Below are 18456 nucleotides of genomic sequence, written 5' to 3'. Positions count from 1 at the left end.
TTAGCGCAGCCCGGCCACCCGGCCGGCGAGCTCGGCTTGGGGCATCGCCGCGGTGGGGTTGTTGACGAAGGTCGAGCTGCCGTCGGCGCGGTAGAACACCCACGCCGGCTGCCAGGGCACGTTGTAGCGGGCCCAAATCGAGCCGTCGGCGTCGTTGAGGTTGGTGAAGTTCAGGTTGTACTTCGACACGAAGTTCTGCATCGCGCCGACGTCGGAGTGCGCCGCGATACCGACGAACGTGACGCCCGGGTTGGCCGCCGCCACCTGGCTCAAGCCCGGGGCCTCGGCGTTGCAGAACGGGCACCACGGCGTCCAGAACCACAACACCGCCGGCTTACCCTGCAGGCTGGCGCCGTTGAAGGGGGCACCGCCCAGCGTGGTTCCGGTGAACTGCAGCCGCTCGTCGGCCGCCGCCGAGCGGGGCGCCTCGGCCAGCCCGACGATCAGGACGGCCGCGAGCATGGCCGCCACAATGAACCGGAGCGGCGAAAACAGGCGAATCATGGTGCCCCCTCATTTGCTGGTCTTACAGCTAAGAGACGTACCCAGAGCCCCGGTGGTTCACCCTTCGGCGGCCAGCTGGCCACACGCGGCGCTGATCTCGCGCCCACGGGTGTCTCGCACCGTGCAGGACACCCCCTTCGACCGCACCCGTCGGACGAACTCACGCTCGACCGGCTTCGGGCTGGCATCCCAATCGCTGCCCGGCGTCGGGTTGAGCGGAATCAGGTTCACGTGCACCAGCGGCCCGAGCGCGCCGTGCAGCCGCTTGCCCAGCAGGTCGGCCCGCCACGGCTGGTCGTTGACGTCACGGATCAGCGCGTACTCGATCGACACCCGCCGCCCGGTCACCTCGGCGTAATACCGCGCGGCCTCGAGGGCCTCGCTGATCTTCCACCGGTTGTTGACCGGGACCAGCGTGTCGCGCAGTTCGTCGTCGGGCGCGTGCAGCGACAGCGCCAGCGTCACCCCGAGCCGTTCGTCGGCGAGCCTGCGGATCGCCGGTGCCAGCCCGACCGTGGACACCGTCACCGAGCGGGCCGAGATGCCGAAACCGGACGGCTCGGTGATGCGCCGCACCGCGGCCAGCACCCTGGCGTAGTTGGCCAGCGGCTCCCCCATGCCCATGAACACCACGTTCGAAAGCCGGTCACCGAAGTCGTCGCGCAGCGCGGCGGCGCCGGCGCGCACCTGCTCGAGGATCTCCGCGGTGGACAGGTTGCGGCGCAGCCCGCCCTGGCCGGTGGCGCAGAACGGGCAGGCCATGCCGCAGCCGGCCTGCGACGAGATGCAGATCGTGTTGCGCTGCGGGTAGCGCATCAGCACCGACTCAAACGTGGTGTTATCGGTGCTGCGCCACAACGTTTTTCGGGTCTGCCCGGCGTCGCAGGTGATGTCGGTGGCCGCGGTGATCAGCGTCGGGAACAACGCCTCGGCGATCAGCTCGCGCGCGGCCGCCGGGAGGTCGGTCATCTGTCGGGGGTCGGCGATCAACCGTCCGTAGTACTGGTGCGCGAGCTGCTTGGCCCGAAACGCCGGCAGGCCCAGCTCGGCGACGGCCGCGGCCCGGCCCTGCTCGTCGAGGTCGGCCAGGTGCCGCGGCGGGAGGGCGGCGCGCGGCGCGTCGAACATCAGCTCTTGGACCATGACGCTGTCCAGTATCGGCCTTCTCAGGCGGGCAGCAACGCGAACACCGTCCACGTCACCACCGCGGCGGGGAGCACGCTGTCCAGCCGGTCCATCAGGCCGCCATGGCCTGGCAGCAGCCGGCCCATGTCCTTGATGCCGAGGTCGCGCTTGACCTGAGACTCCACCAGGTCACCCAGCGCGCAGGCGACGACCAGCACGGCTCCCAGCAGGGCGCCCTCCCACGGCGGCCGGTGGACCATGAAGGTCGCGGTCAGAAACGCCGCCGCGATCCCGCACAGCAACGACCCGCCGAATCCCTCCCACGACTTCTTCGGGCTGATCGCCGGGACCACCGGATGCTTGCCGAACAGCACCCCGAACGCGTAGCCGCCCGAATCGGAGGCCACCACTGTGATCATCAAGCAGAACACCCGCCCGGCGCCCTCGTGCGGGTGGTAGACCAGCAACGCCGCGAAGGAGGCGAACAGCGGAACCCACGCGGCCAAAAAGATCGTCGCCGACACGTCGCGCAAATAGTTCGACGGCGGCGGCGTACCGCCGTCGGAATCGTGCTGCCTGCTTTCGTCCTGCATGAACAGCCGCCAGAACATGCAGACCACCACCGTGGCTCCGAAACCGGCCAACGCGCCCCGCGCGCCATATGGCCAGGTCAGCCAGCAGGTGACCTGCCCACCGATCAGCAGCGGGATGACGGGGACGACGTATCCGGCCTCGCGCAGCCGGCGCACCACCTCATGGCTGGCGACGAAGATGGCCCCCGAACACAGGACCACCCATCCGCGCGGGTAGAACACCAGCGTCGCGATGAGTACCGCACCGATCGAGACTCCCACCGCGATGGCGGCGGGCAGGTCCCGTCCGGCCCGGGACGCCTTCCTAGCAGCCGGCTCGTCGGGCGGGGTGCCTTCGTCGGCGTCGGTGCTTGCCACGGAATCGGTTGCTGAGCGGCCGCTAGACCTCCAGCAGCTCGCCTTCTTTGTGTTTGACCAGCTCGTCGACCTGGGTGACGTACTGGTGGGTGGTCTTGTCCAGATCCTTCTCGGCGCGGGCCACCTCGTCCTCGCCGGCCTCGCCGTCCTTGCGGATGCGGTGCAGCTCCTCCATCGCCTTGCGGCGGATGTTGCGCACCGAGACCCGGGCCTCCTCGCCCTTGTGCTTGGCCTGCTTGACCAGCTCACGCCGACGTTCCTCGGTGAGCTGCGGGACGGCCACCCGGATCAGGGTGCCGTCGTTGGTGGGGTTCACCCCGAGGTCGGAGTTGCGGATGGCCGTCTCGATGGCGTGCAGCTGATTGGTTTCGTACGGCTTGATCACGACGAGCCGGGCCTCGGGCACATTGATGCTGGCCAGCTGGGTGATCGGGGTGTTCGTGCCGTAATAGTCGATGACGATCCGGGAGAACATGCTCGGATTGGCGCGCCCGGTGCGGATCGTGGACAACTCGTCACGGGCCACCGACACGGCCTTTTCCATTTTCTCTTCGGCATCGAAGAGCGCCTCGTCAATCATCTTGCGCTGCTCCTCCTCATCGGCGCGCTCTGCATCGTCTCAGCGCGCATGGGTGCCTTCCCCTCAGGTGGTGACCAACGTTCCGATCTTCTCACCGGCGACCGCCCGAGCGATATTGCCATTGGTCAGCAGGTTGAACACCAGGATCGGCATGCCATTGTCCATGCACAGGCTGAAGGCGGTGGCATCGGCCACCCGCAACCCGCGGTCGATCACTTCGCGATGAGTGATCACCGTGAGCAACTCGGCCTGCGGGTTCTCCCGCGGATCGGCGGTGAACACGCCGTCGACAGCCTTGGCCATCAGGACCACGTCGGCGCCGATCTCGAGTGCCCGCTGCGCCGCCGTCGTGTCGGTGGAGAAGTAGGGCAGCCCCATGCCGGCGCCGAAGATCACCACCCGCCCCTTCTCCAGGTGGCGGACCGCGCGCAGCGGGATATAGGGCTCGGCCACCTGCCCCATCGTGATCGCGGTCTGCACCCTGGTGGCGATGCCCTCCTTCTCCAGGAAGTCCTGCAGCGCAAGGCTGTTCATGACGGTGCCGAGCATGCCCATGTAGTCCGAACGCGTGCGCTCCATGCCGCGCTGTTGCAGCTGCGCGCCGCGGAAAAAGTTGCCGCCGCCGATCACCACCGCGACCTGTACACCGTCGCGGACTACCTCAGCGATCTGGCGGGCCACCTGCGCCACGACGTCGGGATCCAGCCCGACCTGCCCGCCCCCGAACATTTCGCCGCCGAGTTTGAGCAACACCCTCGAGTATCTGTTTCTTGGTGCGCCGTTGGCGCTCGTCGGCTCAGGCTCCGCCATCAGACTCCTCGCGTACAAGGCCTCCTCGGGGCCTTCTCTGGGCCATCTCGGGGCCATCTCGGGTCATCCCGAAACCATCCCGCACCTGCGGCGGGCGACCTTGGGACGGCAGCTCCATCCTGCCTCATCACCGCCCGGTGACGTGGGCGGGGTGCCCGGACCGCCCACACGGCGGGAATGTTTGGCCGCCGCGTGGCGTGGGAATGCGAACGATCGCGGCCGACCACGGCGCGGTCTTAAGAATCAGGACTCGGGGGTCATGGCCGCATCGAGCTGGATGGCTCAAACCACGCACGCCACTGGGGAGGAATTGATTCATGGCGGACAACAAGAGCGGACCTGCTGAGGCAGTGAAGGGCACCGTCGAGGGCGTCAAAGGCAAGGTCAAGGAAGCCGTCGGCGCGGTGACCGGTCGCGACGACCTCACCCGCGAGGGCGAGGCCCAGCAGGACAAGGGCGAAGCGCAGCGCGACGCGGGCAAGAAGGAAGCCGAGGCCGACGCGGCCCGCGGGGCCGCCAAGGCGGCCGAGGAGCGCCAGAAGAGCAACCAGTAAGCCTGATCGAAGGATGGGCCCGGCCCGGGAACCTGGGCCGGGCCCGTCGATCTGTCTGGCGAAATAATGCGTTAGACAAATTTGGAATAGTTCCGGGACGTACCGGGTAATCACCGACGCGCTGGCGACGTCCGCTCGGATGTCCGGTCATACGGGTTTGGGAGCTGTTCTGTTGGATGTTTTATTGCTCACCAATGGGGACGACTTCGAATCGGCGCTGCCAACCCTGAATTCGTTTGCGCGGTCCATCCGCCACGCCCCGCTGACCGACCTCACCGACGGGTATTACGTGGGGTCCGATGTCGCGGTCATCGATGCGCGCACCGACCTGGCCGCGGCGCGCCGGGCTTGCCGGCGCCTGACGGCCAACGCGCCGGGGGTCGCCGTCGTGGCCGTCGTGGCGCCGGCCGATTTCGTGGCGGTCGACGTCGACTGGCATTTCGACGATGTGATGCTGCCCGCCGCCGGAGCGGCCGAGTTGCAGGCGCGATTGCGGCTGGCGATCACGCGTCGGCGCAGCGGGCTGGAGGGCACCCTGAAATTCGGCGACCTGATGTTGCACCCGGCCAGCTACACGGGAACGCTGGCGGGCAAGGAACTGAACCTGACACTGACCGAGTTCAAGCTGTTGACTTTCCTTGTGCAGCACGCGGGTCGGGCGTTCAGCCGTACCCGCCTGATGCATGAGGTGTGGGGTTATGACGCCAGCGGACGCGTTCGCACCGTCGACGTTCACGTGCGACGGCTGCGGGCAAAGCTGGGACCCGAGTACGAATCGATAGTGGACACCGTCCGCGGCGTGGGCTACATGGCGCTGACGCCACCGCAACCGGAATGGATCATCAGCGATTCAGCGCCGATTCCCGTCTGGACGCCACCGGACTCGATCGCCCAATAGCCTTTTCTGACAACGCTTTTCGCAACTGCTTCACGCGAAAACCGGTAACGCACGCTTGCGCGCCAGCGCATCCATCCCCTTTTGAATGCTGTCCTGGACCTCGCGGTACTTGCGGTCGACGTAGCCGTCGTCCGCCGCGCGCTCCGGGTCGTGGTCCAGCTCGATGGCCGGCATGAACCGGGTCCTGATCTTGGCCGGCAACGGCAGCTGCGGCAGGGCCGCCGGCGCGATGCCCCACGGCAGCGAGATCGCCAGCGGAAAAACCTTGAGCCGCAGCAGCCGGTCTAGCCGCAAGAACCGCGACAGGCCGTCGCCGCGGATCAGCACCGGCATGGCATCGGCGCCACCCACGGTCGCGATCGGCACGATCGGCACCCCGGCCTGAATCGCCATCTTTACGAAGCCTTTTCGGCCGGCAAGGTTGGTGCGGTCACGTTCGGTCCACGGCCGCAGCGAGTCCACCTCCCCGCCGGGCCACAGCGCCACGTCGCGGCCCTCGGCCAGTGCGGTCGCGATGGCGTCGGGCGCCGCGGGAAGCACACCCATCGAACGGAAGTAGCGCCCGATGCCCGGGATCGCCATCAGGGCGTCGTGCGCCGTGCCGTGCAGCACGCGATCCGGACCGAAGCGCCGCCACCACTGCAGGCCAACCGTCCACGCGTCCCACACGAAGGGCGCGCCCGAATGAATGCCGATCAACAGCGCCGGCGGTTCGGGGATGTTCTCCCAACCGTCGATCTCCATCCGAAACCAATAGTCGACCAGAAGGTTCCAGAAGAACTTCTGACGCTGCAGCGCGGTCTCGTCCTGCCCCTCGAGGTCCCATGCGCCGGCCCGCTCGGCCACCCAGCCGCCCAACCCGCCGTCCTGCTTATTTCGTTTGTCTTGCATGGACGCCCGCGCCCGGTCGGCGTGTTGCTGCGCTTGCTCACGCAATTCGGTTGGCCTGTGGTCGGTGTCGGTCATTTCTGCCGGGTACCCCATTCGGCCGCGCTGAATGCCCGCAGACGCAAACCACCCCGCGCCAATTGTGTGGCGCGGGGAGGCTTTGGCAACCGGACTAGGCGTGCGTCGCCGGGGCGGGCGCCGGGCCGGGCAGCCCGCCGGGCGCCGGGCCGCTGTTAGGCGGCGTGCCAGGCCCCGGGTTGCCCGGCACGTTCGACGTCCACAACAGGATGTCCTGCAGTCCGTCGTTGTAGGCGACGCCGTTCGGCGGCGCGCCGGTCACGTCGAAGTACAGCGTGCCCCTCGACTCGCTGCCCTGGGCGATGGGCGCCGGGTTCAGCCCGTTCGGCACCTCGACCCTGTCGACCAGCTTGTAGGTCTGGCCGTTGGGCCCGCGCGCGCTGAAGTCGCGCACCTGCGGGGTGACGATTCCACTGTCGGACCGGGCAACAACGTCGGCCTGGTAGAGCGTCCCCTTGGGGGTGAACCCGGGGATGACCACGTTGCTGGGCTGCAGGTTGCTCACGGTGTAGGAGGTAACCATTGGTCCGTCGATCAGCTGTTCGCTTGTGCCGAATCCCTGGATGTTCGGCGGCGCCGCCGAAGCGGTTGCCGCGGCGAAAACGCTTACCGCAGCTATTCCCGCGGCACCTAGCGCCGTTTTGACAGTGGTCGATGTGAACTTCACGATTGGCTCCTTAATCTTCTCCATGTCGTTCGAGCGGCTACCCAGTGTGGGCTTAAACCGCACTCAGTCCGCATAGCCAACAGACCGCGGGCTCAAACGTAAGTGCATTGCGGAAAGCCGCGCCCGGTCCGATAACCTGCATGAACAATGCCAATATCATTTTGCGCCGCAGCGGGGTGCAAAGAACTTCTTTCACATTGGCATCACTTGGCAATTACCCGGCTGTTCGGCGGGAGCGCAGCCAAAGTGTCTGCTGGAGTTAGTAATTGGATCAATTTCTAATAGCCGTCGCGTTTCGACGCTTCGAAACGCCGGATATATGTCAATATGGTTGACATGGGTGACAGGACCGACAGTGACGACGCTCCGCTGGGTTTCCTGCTTTACCGGGTGGCAGCCGTTCTGCGAACAGAGGTTTCAGCCGCGCTGCGTCCGCTGGGCCTGACGCTGCCCGAATTCGTTTGCCTGCGCATAATTTCGGCGTCCCCCGGAGTATCCAGTGCCGAATTGTCCCGGCACACCAACGTCACCCCGCAGGCGATGAACACGGTGTTGCGCAAGCTGGAACAGATCGGCTCGGTGGAACGGCCCGAGTCGGTGTCGTCGGGGCGCGCGCTGCCGGCCACGCTGACCGGTCCGGGCCGCGCGCTGCTGAAGCGCGCGGAGGCCGCGGTCCGCATCGCCGACGGCCACATCCTGGCCAAACTGAGCGGGCCGCAGCAGCGCGAGTTCAAACGAACGCTGGAGAAGCTCGCCAGTGACTGACTATTGGTTGGCCTGGATTCGGGCCCAGGGCCGGGCCTCCTCCAGCTCATAGGCCAGCTCGAGCAGTAGCGCTTCGGCGCCCACGTCGGCCGAGAGCATCATGCCCACGGGCATGCCGTCCGCGGTTTGCGCCAACGGCAGCGAGATCGCCGGCTCGCCGGTGACGTTCTGCAGCGGCGTGAACGCGACCCAATCGATCAGTCGGTCCATGACCCGCTTATAGTCGGTGGGCGCGAGGTAGCCGACCGGTGGGGTTTCGGCGGCCAGCGTGGGCATGAGCACCGCGTCGTAGGTCGCGAAGAACCGTGCGGTGCGCCGCCGCAGCCTGCGCAGGCGCGCCACCGCCAGCGGAAGCCGGTGCAGGTTCCGGCCGCTGTGCCGCTCCAGGCCCAGCGTCAACTTGTCCAGCCGGCCACGGTCGAAGGTGTCGCCGAACGCGCGCCGGCCGGTGCGCACGATCGCCAGCGCCAGCAACCCCCAATACAGCACGAAGTCATCGGGAAAGCTGGCCGGCACCGGGGGTTCGTCGACGTGTTCGACGCGGTGGCCCAGCTCCTCGAGCACACCGGCCGTCTTCAGGGTGAGCTCCCGCAGCTGTGGGCTGCACTCACGCAGGACCGAACGGGTCAGCACGGCGATTTTCAGCCGGCGCCGGCCGGGCGCCGTGACATCGCCGATCGGTGCCAGTTTGGGGTTGGACCAGATCCGCTCGGCCTCCCGATAGAAGGCCGCCGTGTCTCGCACGGAGCGGGTCAGCACGCCGTTGGTGACGATGTTCACCGGCATCCGGCGCATCGGTCCGTCCAGCGGCAGCCGGCCGCGCGACGGCTTGAGCCCGACCAGCCCGTTGCAGGCGGCCGGAATGCGGATCGAGCCGCCGCCGTCGTTGGCGTGCGCGATCGGCACCACGCCGGCGGCGACGAACGCACCCGAGCCCGATGACGATGCGCCGGCGGTGTAGTCGGTGTTCCACGGGTTACGGACCGGGCCGAGCCGGGGATGTTCGGCGGCCGCGCTGAACCCGAATTCCGACAGTCGCGTCTTGCCCAGCGAGATCGGCCCGGTGGCCAGAAACACCCGGGTGAATTCGCTGTCGGCGGGCGCGTCGAAAGGTTCCCAGGCGTCGGCGCCCTGCATGGTCGGCTGGCCGGCGACGTCGACGTTGTCTTTGATGAACGTCGGGACGCCGGCGAAGAAACCGTCCGTCGGGGTCGCGCTGCGCGCCCGCTCGAAACCGTTGTACGCCAAGCCATTCAGCGCCGGATTGACCGCCTCGGTGCGCGCGATGGCCGCCTCGACCACCTCGGCCGCGCCGACCCGCCCGGTCCGGATGGCCTCGGCGAGGCCGACCGCGTCGTGGTCGCCGAGGGCGTCGTCGCCGAAGGCGTGCACGCGTGACATGAGCCGGGCCTCTAGGCCTGACCGACCTCGAAGCGGACGAATCGCGTTACCGTCACGCCGGCCTCGTCGAGCAGTGCCTTGACGGTCTTCTTGTTGTCGGACACCGACGGCTGCTCCAGCAGCACCGCGTCCTTGAAGAAGCCGTTGAGCCGGCCCTCGACGATCTTGGGCAGCGCCTGCTCGGGCTTGCCCTCGGCCTTCGCGGTCTCCTCGGCGATGCGGCGTTCGCTGGCCACGACGTCCTCGGGGACGTCCTCGCGCGACAGGTAGCGCGCCTTGAGCGCAGCGATCTGCAGCGCCACGGCGTGGGCGGCGTCCTTGGCCCCGGCGGCATCCGAGCCGCTGTACTCGACCAGCACACCGACGGCCGGCGGCAGGTCGGCCGCGCGCTTGTGCAGGTAGGTCTCGACGGTGCCGTCGAAGTGGGCGACCCGGCGCAGCTCAAGCTTCTCGCCGATCTTGGCCGACAGGGCCGCGATCGCCTCCTCGACCGTTTGATCGCCAACTTTGGCCGTTTTGAGCGCGTCGACGTCGCCGGCCTTCGACGCGGCGGCCGCGGCCACCACCTCGTCGGCCAGCTTCTGGAACTCGGCGTTTTTGGCGACGAAGTCCGTCTCGCTGTTCAGCTCGATCAGCGCGCCGCCCTTGGCCGCGACCAGGCCCTCGGCCGTGGCCCGCTCGGCGCGCTTGCCGACGTCCTTGGCGCCCTTGATCCGCAGCGCCTCGACGGCCTTGTCAAAGTCGCCGTCGCTGTCGGCCAGCGCGTTCTTGCAGTCGAGCATGCCGGCACCGGTCAGCTCCCGAAGTCGCTTGACGTCGGCAGCGGAGAAATTCGCCAATGCTCAGCCTTCCTATGAAAGATCGGTGGTGGGTTCGGGTGCGCCCGCGGCGGCGTCGCCGGGGGCGGTGGCCGTCAGTGGGCTTGTTGCAGCGGCCAGCAGCTCCTGCTCCCATTCGGCCAGCGGCTCGGCGGCTTCCGCCTCGGGTTTGCCGTCGGCGCGGCCCACGCCGGCGCGGGCCTGCAGCCCCTCGGCGACCGCGGAGGCGATCACCTTGGTCAGCAGCGCGGCCGAGCGGATCGCGTCGTCGTTGCCCGGGATCGGGTAGTCCACCTCGTCGGGGTCGCAGTTGGTGTCCAGGATCGCGATGACCGGGATGCCCAGCTTGCGGGCCTCGCCGACGGCGATGTGCTCCTTGTTGGTGTCCACCACCCAGATCGCCGACGGCACCTTGGCCATGTCGCGGATGCCGCCCAGGCTGCGGTCCAGCTTGTTCTTCTCGCGGGTCAGCATCAAGATTTCCTTCTTGGTGCGACCCTCGAAGCCACCGGTCTGCTCCATCGCCTCGAGCTCCTTGAGCCGCTGCAGCCGCTTGTGCACGGTGGAGAAGTTGGTCAGCATGCCGCCCAGCCAGCGCTGGTTCACATACGGCATGCCGACGCGGGTCGCCTCGGCCGCGACCGACTCCTGCGCCTGCTTCTTGGTGCCGACGAACAGCACCGTGCCGCCGTGCGCGACGGTCTCCTTGACGAACTCGTACGCCTTGTCGATGAACGTCAGCGTCTGCTGCAGGTCGATGATGTAGATGCCGTTGCGGTCGGTGAAGATGAACCGCTTCATCTTGGGATTCCAGCGACGGGTCTGATGCCCGAAGTGGGTGCCGCTGTCCAGCAGCTGCTTCATGGTTACTACGGCCATGGATGCGCCTTAACTTGTGTCGGTTGTCGCCCGGCGTCGGGTGAAGCCGGGCCCTGGCGCCTGCTGCTGCCGAACCCGCTCCCGGGAAACCCGGTGGCGGGACCGCTCGGCATGCTGTTGCGGACCTAATGGAACGGGGCCGCGGTGCAGACGCGCGAAGTCAGCCCGTTTTGCGAGCTGCGCCGTGAAGTTTACACGTCTTCTTGCACAGCTTTCGCCACGGTGACTGGCTCGGTTGCCGTCGCCGAGCTCAACTGAGCAGGTGCGATGGGCGGCGGTGGTGCTGTGCGGGGTGCTGCTGGGCGCGACACCGGCCTTCGCCGACGACGTGCGGCTGCAGTGGCCGCTGCGGCCGCCACCGGCGGTGGTGCGCGGGTTCGACGCGCCCGCACCGAACTGGAAGCCCGGCCACCGGGGGGTGGATCTGGCCGGCGCGCCTGGTCAGCCGGTGTATGCCGCCGGCGACGCGACGGTGGTGTTCGCCGGGCTGTTGGCCGGGCGGCCCGTCGTCGCGTTGGCCCATCCCGGCGGCCTGCACACCAGCTACGAGCCGGTCCGGGCGGCCGTGCGGGTCGGCCAGTCGGTGACGGCGCGGACCGCGATCGGCGAATTGCTGGCTGGGCATCGCGGCTGCCCGGCGGCGGCGTGCCTGCACTGGGGTGCGATGTGGGGGCCGGCGTCGGGTGCGGAGTACGTGAACCCACTCGGCCTGCTGAAGTCCACCCCGATCCGGCTCAAACCCCTTCAGCGCTAGCACGAGATCGTTCAGACATGCTCGAGTGGGTTGGTCCAGCGAACGCCCGGAAACCGCATGAAATTTGTGTCCGCAGAGGCGATTTCGACGCCGTGTTCAAGCGCGAGGGCGGCCAGTTGTGCATCGGGAACAAGATTGCCAGTGATTTCAACTTGTGCGCAGAGCTTGCCGTAGACCCGTGCGGTGACCTCGGTTGCGGGCGGAATCCACACCACGGGGATCGCTAGCCAGTCGTCGACGTATCTCCAGGCATCTGCGCCCGACAGGGGGTTCTCGGTTACCCGCGGGTGTGTGACGATCCGGAGGAAGGCGCCAATGGTCTGCCAGGGAATCCCGACTCGGCTATCGCCATCCAGCGTTCGTTCCAGCCAGGCTGCGGCCGCTGCGTTTTGCGCGCTGCTCTCATCCACCGCGTACAACAGCAGGTTCGCGTCAATGATCATCGTCAAGCAGGTCAAGCACGTCGGCGACGTTGGTGACGTCGACCTTCAGGCCGATGTTCGCGGTGCGGTGCCGGTACTTGACCGGCTTGGTGGCCGCGACGTTGGTCATTCCGCGCCGCGCCAGAAGGTTCAGGGCCTCGCTGATGCCCAGGCCCTCGCGGCGCAGCCGTTCGATCTCGCGTGCGACGTCGCTGTCGATCACCACAGTGGTCCGCATCGCTCCATGATACCGAGAGACGCATCATGATGCGTAGCTAGAAGCATCAGCATGTCAGGCCCGCGGATGCGCCTGATCGTGCACGGCCCGCAGCCGGGACACCGCGACGTGGGTGTAGAGCTGGGTGGTCGCCAGGCTGGAATGGCCGAGCAATTCCTGGACGACCCGCAGGTCGGCGCCGCCCTCCAGCAGGTGGGTGGCCGCGCTGTGCCGCAGGCCGTGCGGCCCCATGTCGGGCGCGCCGTCCACCGCGGCGACGGTTTGGTGCACGACGGTGCGGACCTGCCGCACGTCGAGGCGCCGGCCCCGCGCGCCCAGCAGCAGCGCCGGGCCGGACTCGGCGGTGACCAGCGCCGGACGGCCCTCGGCCAGCCAGGCGCGCAGCGCGTCGGCGGCCGGCACCCCGTACGGCACGGTGCGCGGCTTGTTGCCCTTGCCCAGGACCCGCACCAGCCGCTGCCCGGTGTCCACGTCGTCGATGTCCAGGCCGCACAGCTCGCTCACCCGGATGCCGGTGGCGTAGAGCATCTCGACGATCAGCCGGTCCCGCAGGGCCAACGGATCACCTTGCTGGGCACCGGATTTCGCGGCGGCCATGGCCGCCAGCGCCTGATCCTGGCGCAGCACCGACGGCAGGGTGCGGTGCGCCTTGGGCACCTGCAGCCGGGCGGCCGGGTCGGTGGCGAGCAGCCCGCGCCGCACGGCCCACGCGGTGAACGCCTTGACCGCCGAGGTGCGTCGGGCCAGCGTGGTGCGCGCGGCGCCGGCGCCGGCCGAGCTGGCCAGCCAGGTCCGCAGGACGGGCAGGCTCAGGCCCTTGAGGTCGAGGCCGCGCCCGTCCAGGAAGGCCCACAGTGAACGCAGGTCGCCCAGGTAGGCGCGACGGGTGTGCGCCGAGCGGTTGCATTGCAGGTCGAGGTAGTCGTCGAACTCCTCGAGGATCGCCTGCATTCCCCCACGCTCGCAGACGCCGCGGAGGACCCTCAGTCGACGCGCCGAAGCGTGTCCGGGGTGAGATCTTTGCGGTTGGGATAGCCGTCGACGGCCATGATCAGGTCCGCCTCGGCCAGCAGCGTGCGCAGCACGTGCACCACGCCGCCGACCCCGCCGAGCGCCAGGCCGTAGGCGTACGGGCGGCCGACCCCCACCGCGGTCGCGCCCAGCGCGAGCGCCTTGATGACGTCGGCGCCGCTGCGGACGCCGGAATCGAACAACACCGGAAGCCCGTCGGCCGCCTCGATGACCCCAGGCAGGCAGTCCAGGGCGGGCAGTCCCCCGTTGGCTTGGCGTCCGCCGTGGTTGGAGCAGTAGATGCCGTCGACCCCGCCGTCCTTCGCGCGCCGCGCGTCATCGGGGTGGCAGATGCCCTTGACCAGCAGCGGCAGCTCGGTCAGTGACCGCAGCCAGGGCAGGTCGTCCCAGGTCAAGGGGTTTCCGAAGACCTGAATCCAGCGCAGCGTGGCGGCTTGGCGATCCTCCTCGGGCGGGCGTTGCAGGCCGGCCCGGAAGACCGGGTCGGAGAAGTAGTTGCTCAGGCAGTGCCCACGGAGCTGGGGGAAGTTCGACGTGCTCAGGTCGCGCGGGCGCCAGCCGGTCACCCAGGTGTCGAGGGTGACGACGATGCCCTTGAACCCGGCCGCCTCGGCACGGTGCACCAGGCTGGCGGCCAACTCCCGGTCGGTCGGCGTGTAGAGCTGGAAAAACCCCGGCGTATCGCCCAGCGCCGCGGCGACGTCCTCCAGCGGGTCGACGGTCAGCGTCGAGCAGACCATCGGAACGCCCGTGGCGGCGGCCGCGCGGGCGGTGGCCAGGTCGCCGTGGCCGTCCTGCGCGCACAGCCCGATGACGCCGATCGGCGCCATGAACAGCGGGGACGGCAGCCTCAGCCCGAACAGGTCGACGGAAAGATCGCGTTGCGCGGCGCCGACGAACATGCGCGGGATCAGGCCCCAGCGTTCGAACGCCTCGACGTTGGCGCGCTGCGTGCGCTCGTCGCCGGCTCCCCCGGCGACGTACGACCACACCGACGGCGGCAGTGTCTGGGCGGCTTTGGCCTCCCATTCGGCGAAGAGCATCGGCAGCGACGGCACCACGCCGCCCAGGCCCTGCAGGTAGATCTCGTTCTGGTAGTCGCCGAAATGCGGTGGGGGCGCCATCTCAGGCCCCGGCCTCTGCCTCGGCCAGTTCCTTCTTCCACTGCCGGAACGACTCCTCGGTGCGTCCGCGCCGCCAGTATCCGGAGATCGACGACGCCCATTTCGCGTCCACGCCGCGTTCGGTGCGGACATAGGGCCGCAGGTTGTGCATGACGGCCTGCGCCTCCCCGTGGATGAAGACGTGCACCTGCCCGGGCAGCCACTGGGCGGTGGTGACCGCCTCGATCAGCGGCGCGAAATCGCCGGCGCGGTCGTCGCCGACCAGATCCGCGCGGCCGCCGCGGTACACCCAGTTCACCGCGACGCCGTCGGGTGCGCTCAACGGGATCTCGTCCTCCGGGCCGGCGACCTCGATGAATGCCTTGCCGACCGCGCTGGGCGGCAGCGCTTCCAGCGCCGTCGCGATGGCCGGCAGCGCCGATTCATCGCCGGCCAGCAGATGCCAGTCGGCGGCGGGATCGGGGGTGTAGGCGCCGCCGGGCCCCATCAGGAAGATCGGCTCGCCGGGTTGGGCCGACGCCGCCCACTGCCCGGCCACGCCGTGCTCGCCGTGCGTCACGATGTCGACGGCGAGCTCACGGGCTTCGACGTCGACCCGGCGCACCGTCATCGTCCGAACCGACGGCTTCTTCTCCGGCGCCACGTCGGCGAAGCTGTCCAGCGTCAACGGGTGTGGCAACGCGGCGATGTCGACATCGGGGTGGACGAAGGCCAGCTTGATGTAGGAGTCGGTGAACTTGCTCGGCACGAAGGTGTCGAAGCTGTTGCTGCCCAACACAACCCGGACCATGTGCGGCGCGAGTTGTTCGGTCCCGACAACGTGGAAACTTTGCAGAGGTCGACCTGCCACTTGTCCTCCTGTCCGGATCCCGACCCCCGTCGACTATACGAGCCGCGCGTCCGACGCCGTGGCCGCAGCGTTGCCGCGACGGGCACGGACGATCCGCCACTGGCCCTCGTGGCGCTCCGCCAGGCCGGTGATCTCGAGGATCGCCAGCGGACCCAGCACCTGTTCGGGCACCAGCCCGGCCGCGACGGCGATCTCGTCGACGCTGGCCGCGCCACGCCCGGGCAACGCCTCGTAAACCCGCAGCTCCGACTCGCTGAGGCCGTCGAGCGCGGTGGTCGGCCGCGGTTGCTCGGGCGCCAGCTCGCCGATGCGGCCCACCAGCTCGACGATCTCGTCGGCCCGGGTGACCAGCTCGGCGCCGTTTCGCAGCAGCGCATGGCAGCCCGCCGACGCCGACGACGTCACCGGTCCGGGCACCGCGGCCACCACCCGGCCCAGCGCTCGCGCCCAGGCGGCGGTGTTGGCCGCACCGCTGCGCAGGCCGGCTTCCACCACCACCGCCGCGCCCGCGACGGCCGCGACCAAACGGTTGCGGGTCAAAAAGCGGTGCCGGGCCGGGCGGACACCCGGCGGATATTCGCTGAGCAGCAACCCGTGCTGGCCGATGCGATGCAGCAGCGCCGAATGGCCGGCCGGGTAGGCGACGTCGAGGCCGCCGGCCAGCACCGCCACCGTGATCCCGTCGGCGGCCAGCGCCGCGCGGTGGGCCGCGCCGTCGATGCCGTACGCGCCGCCGGACACCACCGCGACGTCGCGTTCCACCAATCCGGCCGCCAGGTCGGCCGCCACGTGTTCGCCGTACGCCGTGGCGGCCCGGGTTCCGACGACGGCGGCCGCGCGCTCGGCTGTCTCGTCGAGCCGGACGGGCCCCTGGGCCCACAACACCAGCGGCGGCCGGCACTTCGCCTTAATCGGCGCGGCGTTGAATGCGGCGAACGCGAGCACGGGCCATTCGTCGTCGTCGGGTGTGATCAATCGGCCGCCGCGACGCGCCAGGAGCTCGAGATCGTCTGCGGCGCAGTCGATTCCGCGCCTGGACTCGGTGTGCTGCGCCAGGGTGTCGTCGACCAGCCCGCGCCGGATCCGGTCGGCGGCTTCCACCGGCCCGACGGCGGCGACCAGGGCGGCGAGTTCCGCGCACGGCGGTTCGGCCACCCGGGACAGGTACGCCCAGGCCCGCGCGCTCATCGCGCCGCTCCCGGCTGCCGGAAGCTCAGCGCGGCGGCTACCTCGTCCAGCCCGGGCGAGACCCGGCCGGCCAGGTCGGCCAGGCTCCACGCCACCCGCAACGTGCGATCCGCGCCGCGGATGCTCAGCAGGCCGCGGTCCATCGCGATGCGCAGCGGACTCATCGCGGTGCTGCCCAGACGGAACTTTCGCCGCAGCAGCGCGCCGCTGACTTCGGCGTTGGTGCGGAATCCGTGCGGCCCCCAACGCTCGGCGGCCGCGTCGCGCGCCGCGGCGACCCGCTGGCGCACCTGCGCGGTGGGCTCGCCGTCGGTGGCCGAAAACGCGCCTGCGCGAACCGGATTCATCTGAACTCGTAGATCGACCCGATCCATCAGCGGCCCGGAAAGCTTACCCAGGTAGCGTCGTTTGGCCGCCGCGGGGCAGATGCAGTCCCGCGGATCGGCGGGCGCGCAGGGGCACGGGTTGGCGGCCAGCACCAGCTGGAAGCGCGCGGGATAGCACGCCACCCCGTCGCGGCGGGCCAGTCGAATCTCGCCGTCTTCCAACGGCGTTCGCAATGCCTCCAGCGCGCTGACCCTGATCTCGGCGCACTCGTCTAAGAACAGCACCCCCCGGTGCGCCCGGCTGACGGCGCCCGGACGCGCCATCCCCGAGCCCCCTCCGACGAGCGCCGCCACGGTGGAACTGTGGTGCGGCGCCACCAGCGGCGGCCGGGTGATCAGCGGGGTGTCCGCCGACAGCAGCCCGGCCACCGAGTGGATCGCGGTGACCTCCAGCGATTCGCTGTGCGACAGCGCCGGCAGGATCCCCGGAAGACGTTGCGCCAACATGGTTTTGCCCACTCCCGGCGGCCCGGTCAACATGAGGTGGTGCGCACCGGCGGCGGCCACCTCGACCGCGAACCGGGCCTGCGCCTGTCCCACCACGTCGGCCAGGTCCGCCGCCGCCTCCGCCGGCGGGGCGGCGGCGGGGACCCGGTCTTCCAGGTCGGCCGCGCCGCGCAGCCAGGCCTGCAGGTGGCGTAGCGTGCGAACACCGAAGACGTCGATGCCGTCGACCAGGCTGGCCTCGGCCAGGTTGTCGATGGGGACGACGACGGCCGGCCACCCGTCGCGCTTGGCGGCCAACACGGCGGGCAGCACCCCGCGTACCGGCCGGACCCGGCCGTCCAGCGACAACTCGCCCAGCAGCACCGTCTTTTCCAGCCGCTCCCACGAACGCCCGCGCTGCGCCGACAACACCGCGGCGGCCAGGGCGATGTCGTAGACCGAGCCCATCTTCGGCAGCGTCGCCGGCGACAGGGCGAGGGTGAGCCGGGCCTGAGGCCAGTCGTTGCCACTGTTGGTGAGGGCGGCACGGACCCGGTCGCGGGATTCCTGCACCGCGGCGTCGGGCAGACCCACCAGGTGCACACCGGGCAAGCCGGAGGCGATGTCGGCCTCGATTTCCACGATCTGGCCGTCCAGCCCGTGCACCCCGACCGAGAAGGCGTGCCCCAGCGCCATCAGCCGATGCCCTGCAGGTGCGTGATCTCCGGGGTTCGCCGGCGTCCGATCCGCACGCCGATGACGTCGACGCGGATCACCGCCCACCGGCGGTCCTGGTCGGCCAGCCACAGGCCGGCGAGCCGGCGCAGCCGGCGGACCTTGCGCGGGGTCACCGCATAGGCGAGCCCGCCGTAGCCGTCGCCGGTCCGGGTCTTGACCTCGACGAACACCACCGTGCGGCTGGCCTCGTCGCAGGCGATCACATCCAGCTCGCCGTAGCGGCAGCGCCAGTTGCGGTGCAAGATCCGCAACCCCATCCGCGTCAGGTGATCCACGGCGAGCGCCTCACCCATGGCACCCAGCTGTGCCCGGGTCAACGTTGTGCGGGTCGTCATGCGGCCCAATCTGCATGGCGGCGAGGACAAGCGGCGACAAACACCG

Annotated in this window: 21 protein-coding genes and 1 pseudogene; 4 read left to right on the top strand and 18 right to left on the bottom strand. The window is 69.4% G+C overall.

The window, feature by feature from the left end; genetic code table 11:
- The 5 genes from G6N66_RS07775 to pyrH form a co-directional block, all read right to left on the bottom strand.
- The gene (locus G6N66_RS07775) at nucleotides 1-504 is read right to left on the bottom strand and encodes a protein disulfide oxidoreductase (protein WP_085236103.1); all 504 of its coding nucleotides are present in this window, start codon (nucleotides 502-504) and stop codon (nucleotides 1-3) included.
- A 57-nt stretch (nucleotides 505-561) separates the two neighbouring features.
- Nucleotides 562-1647, bottom strand: coding sequence for a 23S rRNA (adenine(2503)-C(2))-methyltransferase RlmN (gene rlmN, locus G6N66_RS07770; protein WP_085236105.1), 1086 nt, complete (start codon nucleotides 1645-1647; stop codon nucleotides 562-564).
- 23 nt (nucleotides 1648-1670) lie between these two features.
- Nucleotides 1671-2579 (bottom strand): phosphatidate cytidylyltransferase, encoded by a 909-nt coding sequence (locus G6N66_RS07765; RefSeq protein ID WP_085236107.1) that lies wholly within the window; start codon nucleotides 2577-2579, stop codon nucleotides 1671-1673.
- A 22-nt stretch (nucleotides 2580-2601) separates the two neighbouring features.
- Nucleotides 2602-3159, bottom strand: a complete 558-nt coding sequence (gene frr, locus G6N66_RS07760; RefSeq protein ID WP_085236109.1) for a ribosome recycling factor — start codon at nucleotides 3157-3159, stop codon at nucleotides 2602-2604.
- 63 nt (nucleotides 3160-3222) lie between these two features.
- Complete coding sequence (pyrH, locus tag G6N66_RS07755; protein ID WP_085236111.1) at nucleotides 3223-3969, bottom strand: UMP kinase; 747 nt, start codon at nucleotides 3967-3969, stop codon at nucleotides 3223-3225.
- Nucleotides 3970-4286: 317 nt separating this feature from the next.
- Here pyrH and mbp1 point away from each other — a divergent pair, with 317 nt between their 5' ends.
- Entirely contained in the window at nucleotides 4287-4523 is a 237-nt protein-coding gene (gene mbp1 / locus G6N66_RS07750) for a microaggregate-binding protein 1 (protein ID WP_085236113.1), read from the top strand.
- A gap of 172 nt (nucleotides 4524-4695) precedes the next feature.
- Nucleotides 4696-5421, top strand: coding sequence for a winged helix-turn-helix domain-containing protein (locus G6N66_RS07745; RefSeq protein WP_139825516.1), 726 nt, complete (start codon nucleotides 4696-4698; stop codon nucleotides 5419-5421).
- Between the two features lie 30 nt (nucleotides 5422-5451).
- Here G6N66_RS07745 and G6N66_RS07740 read toward each other — a convergent pair whose 3' ends face one another.
- Together G6N66_RS07740 and G6N66_RS07735 are read right to left on the bottom strand one after the other, a co-directional pair.
- Nucleotides 5452-6387, bottom strand: a complete 936-nt coding sequence (locus tag G6N66_RS07740) for a lysophospholipid acyltransferase family protein (protein WP_085236117.1) — start codon at nucleotides 6385-6387, stop codon at nucleotides 5452-5454.
- A 94-nt stretch (nucleotides 6388-6481) separates the two neighbouring features.
- On the bottom strand, nucleotides 6482-7054 hold the full coding sequence (locus G6N66_RS07735) for an MPT63 family protein (RefSeq protein WP_085236263.1): 573 nt from the start codon (nucleotides 7052-7054) through the stop codon (nucleotides 6482-6484).
- A 336-nt stretch (nucleotides 7055-7390) separates the two neighbouring features.
- On the opposite strand from G6N66_RS07735, the gene G6N66_RS07730 reads away from it, so the two are divergent.
- Nucleotides 7391-7819 carry a MarR family winged helix-turn-helix transcriptional regulator gene (locus G6N66_RS07730; protein WP_085236119.1) on the top strand — a complete coding sequence of 143 codons (429 nt, stop codon included), beginning with the start codon at nucleotides 7391-7393 and terminating at the stop codon, nucleotides 7817-7819.
- Here the strand turns inward: G6N66_RS07730 and G6N66_RS07725 are convergent, their stop codons facing one another.
- The 3 genes from G6N66_RS07725 to rpsB are packed head-to-tail and all read right to left on the bottom strand — an operon-like array spanning nucleotide 7820 to nucleotide 10917.
- Entirely contained in the window at nucleotides 7820-9220 is a 1401-nt protein-coding gene (locus G6N66_RS07725; protein ID WP_085236121.1) for an amidase, read from the bottom strand.
- Between the two features lie 11 nt (nucleotides 9221-9231).
- Nucleotides 9232-10059 carry a translation elongation factor Ts gene (gene tsf, locus G6N66_RS07720; protein ID WP_085236123.1) on the bottom strand — a complete coding sequence of 276 codons (828 nt, stop codon included), beginning with the start codon at nucleotides 10057-10059 and terminating at the stop codon, nucleotides 9232-9234.
- A gap of 12 nt (nucleotides 10060-10071) precedes the next feature.
- Nucleotides 10072-10917 (bottom strand): 30S ribosomal protein S2, encoded by an 846-nt coding sequence (gene rpsB, locus G6N66_RS07715; protein ID WP_085236125.1) that lies wholly within the window; start codon nucleotides 10915-10917, stop codon nucleotides 10072-10074.
- Between the two features lie 283 nt (nucleotides 10918-11200).
- Here rpsB and G6N66_RS07710 point away from each other — a divergent pair.
- A pseudogene (locus G6N66_RS07710) lies at nucleotides 11201-11662 on the top strand (M23 family metallopeptidase); the annotation flags it as partial.
- A gap of 20 nt (nucleotides 11663-11682) precedes the next feature.
- On the opposite strand, the gene G6N66_RS07705 reads toward G6N66_RS07710, so the two are convergent.
- Genes G6N66_RS07705 through G6N66_RS07670 form a run of 8 tightly spaced genes read right to left on the bottom strand, consistent with a single transcriptional unit; the run spans nucleotide 11683 to nucleotide 18410 of the window.
- Complete coding sequence (locus G6N66_RS07705; RefSeq protein WP_085236129.1) at nucleotides 11683-12114, bottom strand: TA system VapC family ribonuclease toxin; 432 nt, start codon at nucleotides 12112-12114, stop codon at nucleotides 11683-11685.
- Complete coding sequence (locus tag G6N66_RS07700; protein WP_085236131.1) at nucleotides 12104-12331, bottom strand: CopG family transcriptional regulator; 228 nt, start codon at nucleotides 12329-12331, stop codon at nucleotides 12104-12106. Before G6N66_RS07700 ends, G6N66_RS07705 begins: the two co-directional genes overlap by 11 nt.
- A 54-nt stretch (nucleotides 12332-12385) precedes the next feature.
- Nucleotides 12386-13282 carry a tyrosine recombinase XerC gene (locus tag G6N66_RS07695; protein ID WP_085236132.1) on the bottom strand — a complete coding sequence of 299 codons (897 nt, stop codon included), beginning with the start codon at nucleotides 13280-13282 and terminating at the stop codon, nucleotides 12386-12388.
- Nucleotides 13283-13314: 32 nt separating this feature from the next.
- Nucleotides 13315-14487 (bottom strand): alpha-hydroxy-acid oxidizing protein, encoded by a 1173-nt coding sequence (locus G6N66_RS07690; RefSeq protein ID WP_085236134.1) that lies wholly within the window; start codon nucleotides 14485-14487, stop codon nucleotides 13315-13317.
- Nucleotide 14488: 1 nt separating this feature from the next.
- A complete protein-coding gene (locus G6N66_RS07685) occupies nucleotides 14489-15337 on the bottom strand; it encodes a siderophore-interacting protein (RefSeq protein ID WP_085236136.1) in 849 nt (282 codons plus the stop codon).
- Nucleotides 15338-15370: 33 nt separating this feature from the next.
- Nucleotides 15371-16525 carry a DNA-processing protein DprA gene (dprA, locus tag G6N66_RS07680; RefSeq protein WP_085236138.1) on the bottom strand — a complete coding sequence of 385 codons (1155 nt, stop codon included), beginning with the start codon at nucleotides 16523-16525 and terminating at the stop codon, nucleotides 15371-15373.
- Nucleotides 16522-18033, bottom strand: a complete 1512-nt coding sequence (locus tag G6N66_RS07675; RefSeq protein ID WP_085236140.1) for a YifB family Mg chelatase-like AAA ATPase — start codon at nucleotides 18031-18033, stop codon at nucleotides 16522-16524. The genes dprA and G6N66_RS07675 overlap by 4 nt, the downstream gene beginning before the upstream one ends.
- Complete coding sequence (locus G6N66_RS07670) at nucleotides 18033-18410, bottom strand: YraN family protein (RefSeq protein ID WP_085236142.1); 378 nt, start codon at nucleotides 18408-18410, stop codon at nucleotides 18033-18035. The genes G6N66_RS07675 and G6N66_RS07670 overlap by 1 nt, the downstream gene beginning before the upstream one ends.
- Nucleotides 18411-18456 lie beyond the last annotated feature (46 nt).

It is taken from the genome of Mycobacterium conspicuum, from assembly GCF_010730195.1.
Lineage (GTDB): Bacteria > Actinomycetota > Actinomycetes > Mycobacteriales > Mycobacteriaceae > Mycobacterium > Mycobacterium conspicuum.
This window is presented reverse-complemented; position numbering and strand designations above follow the sequence as displayed.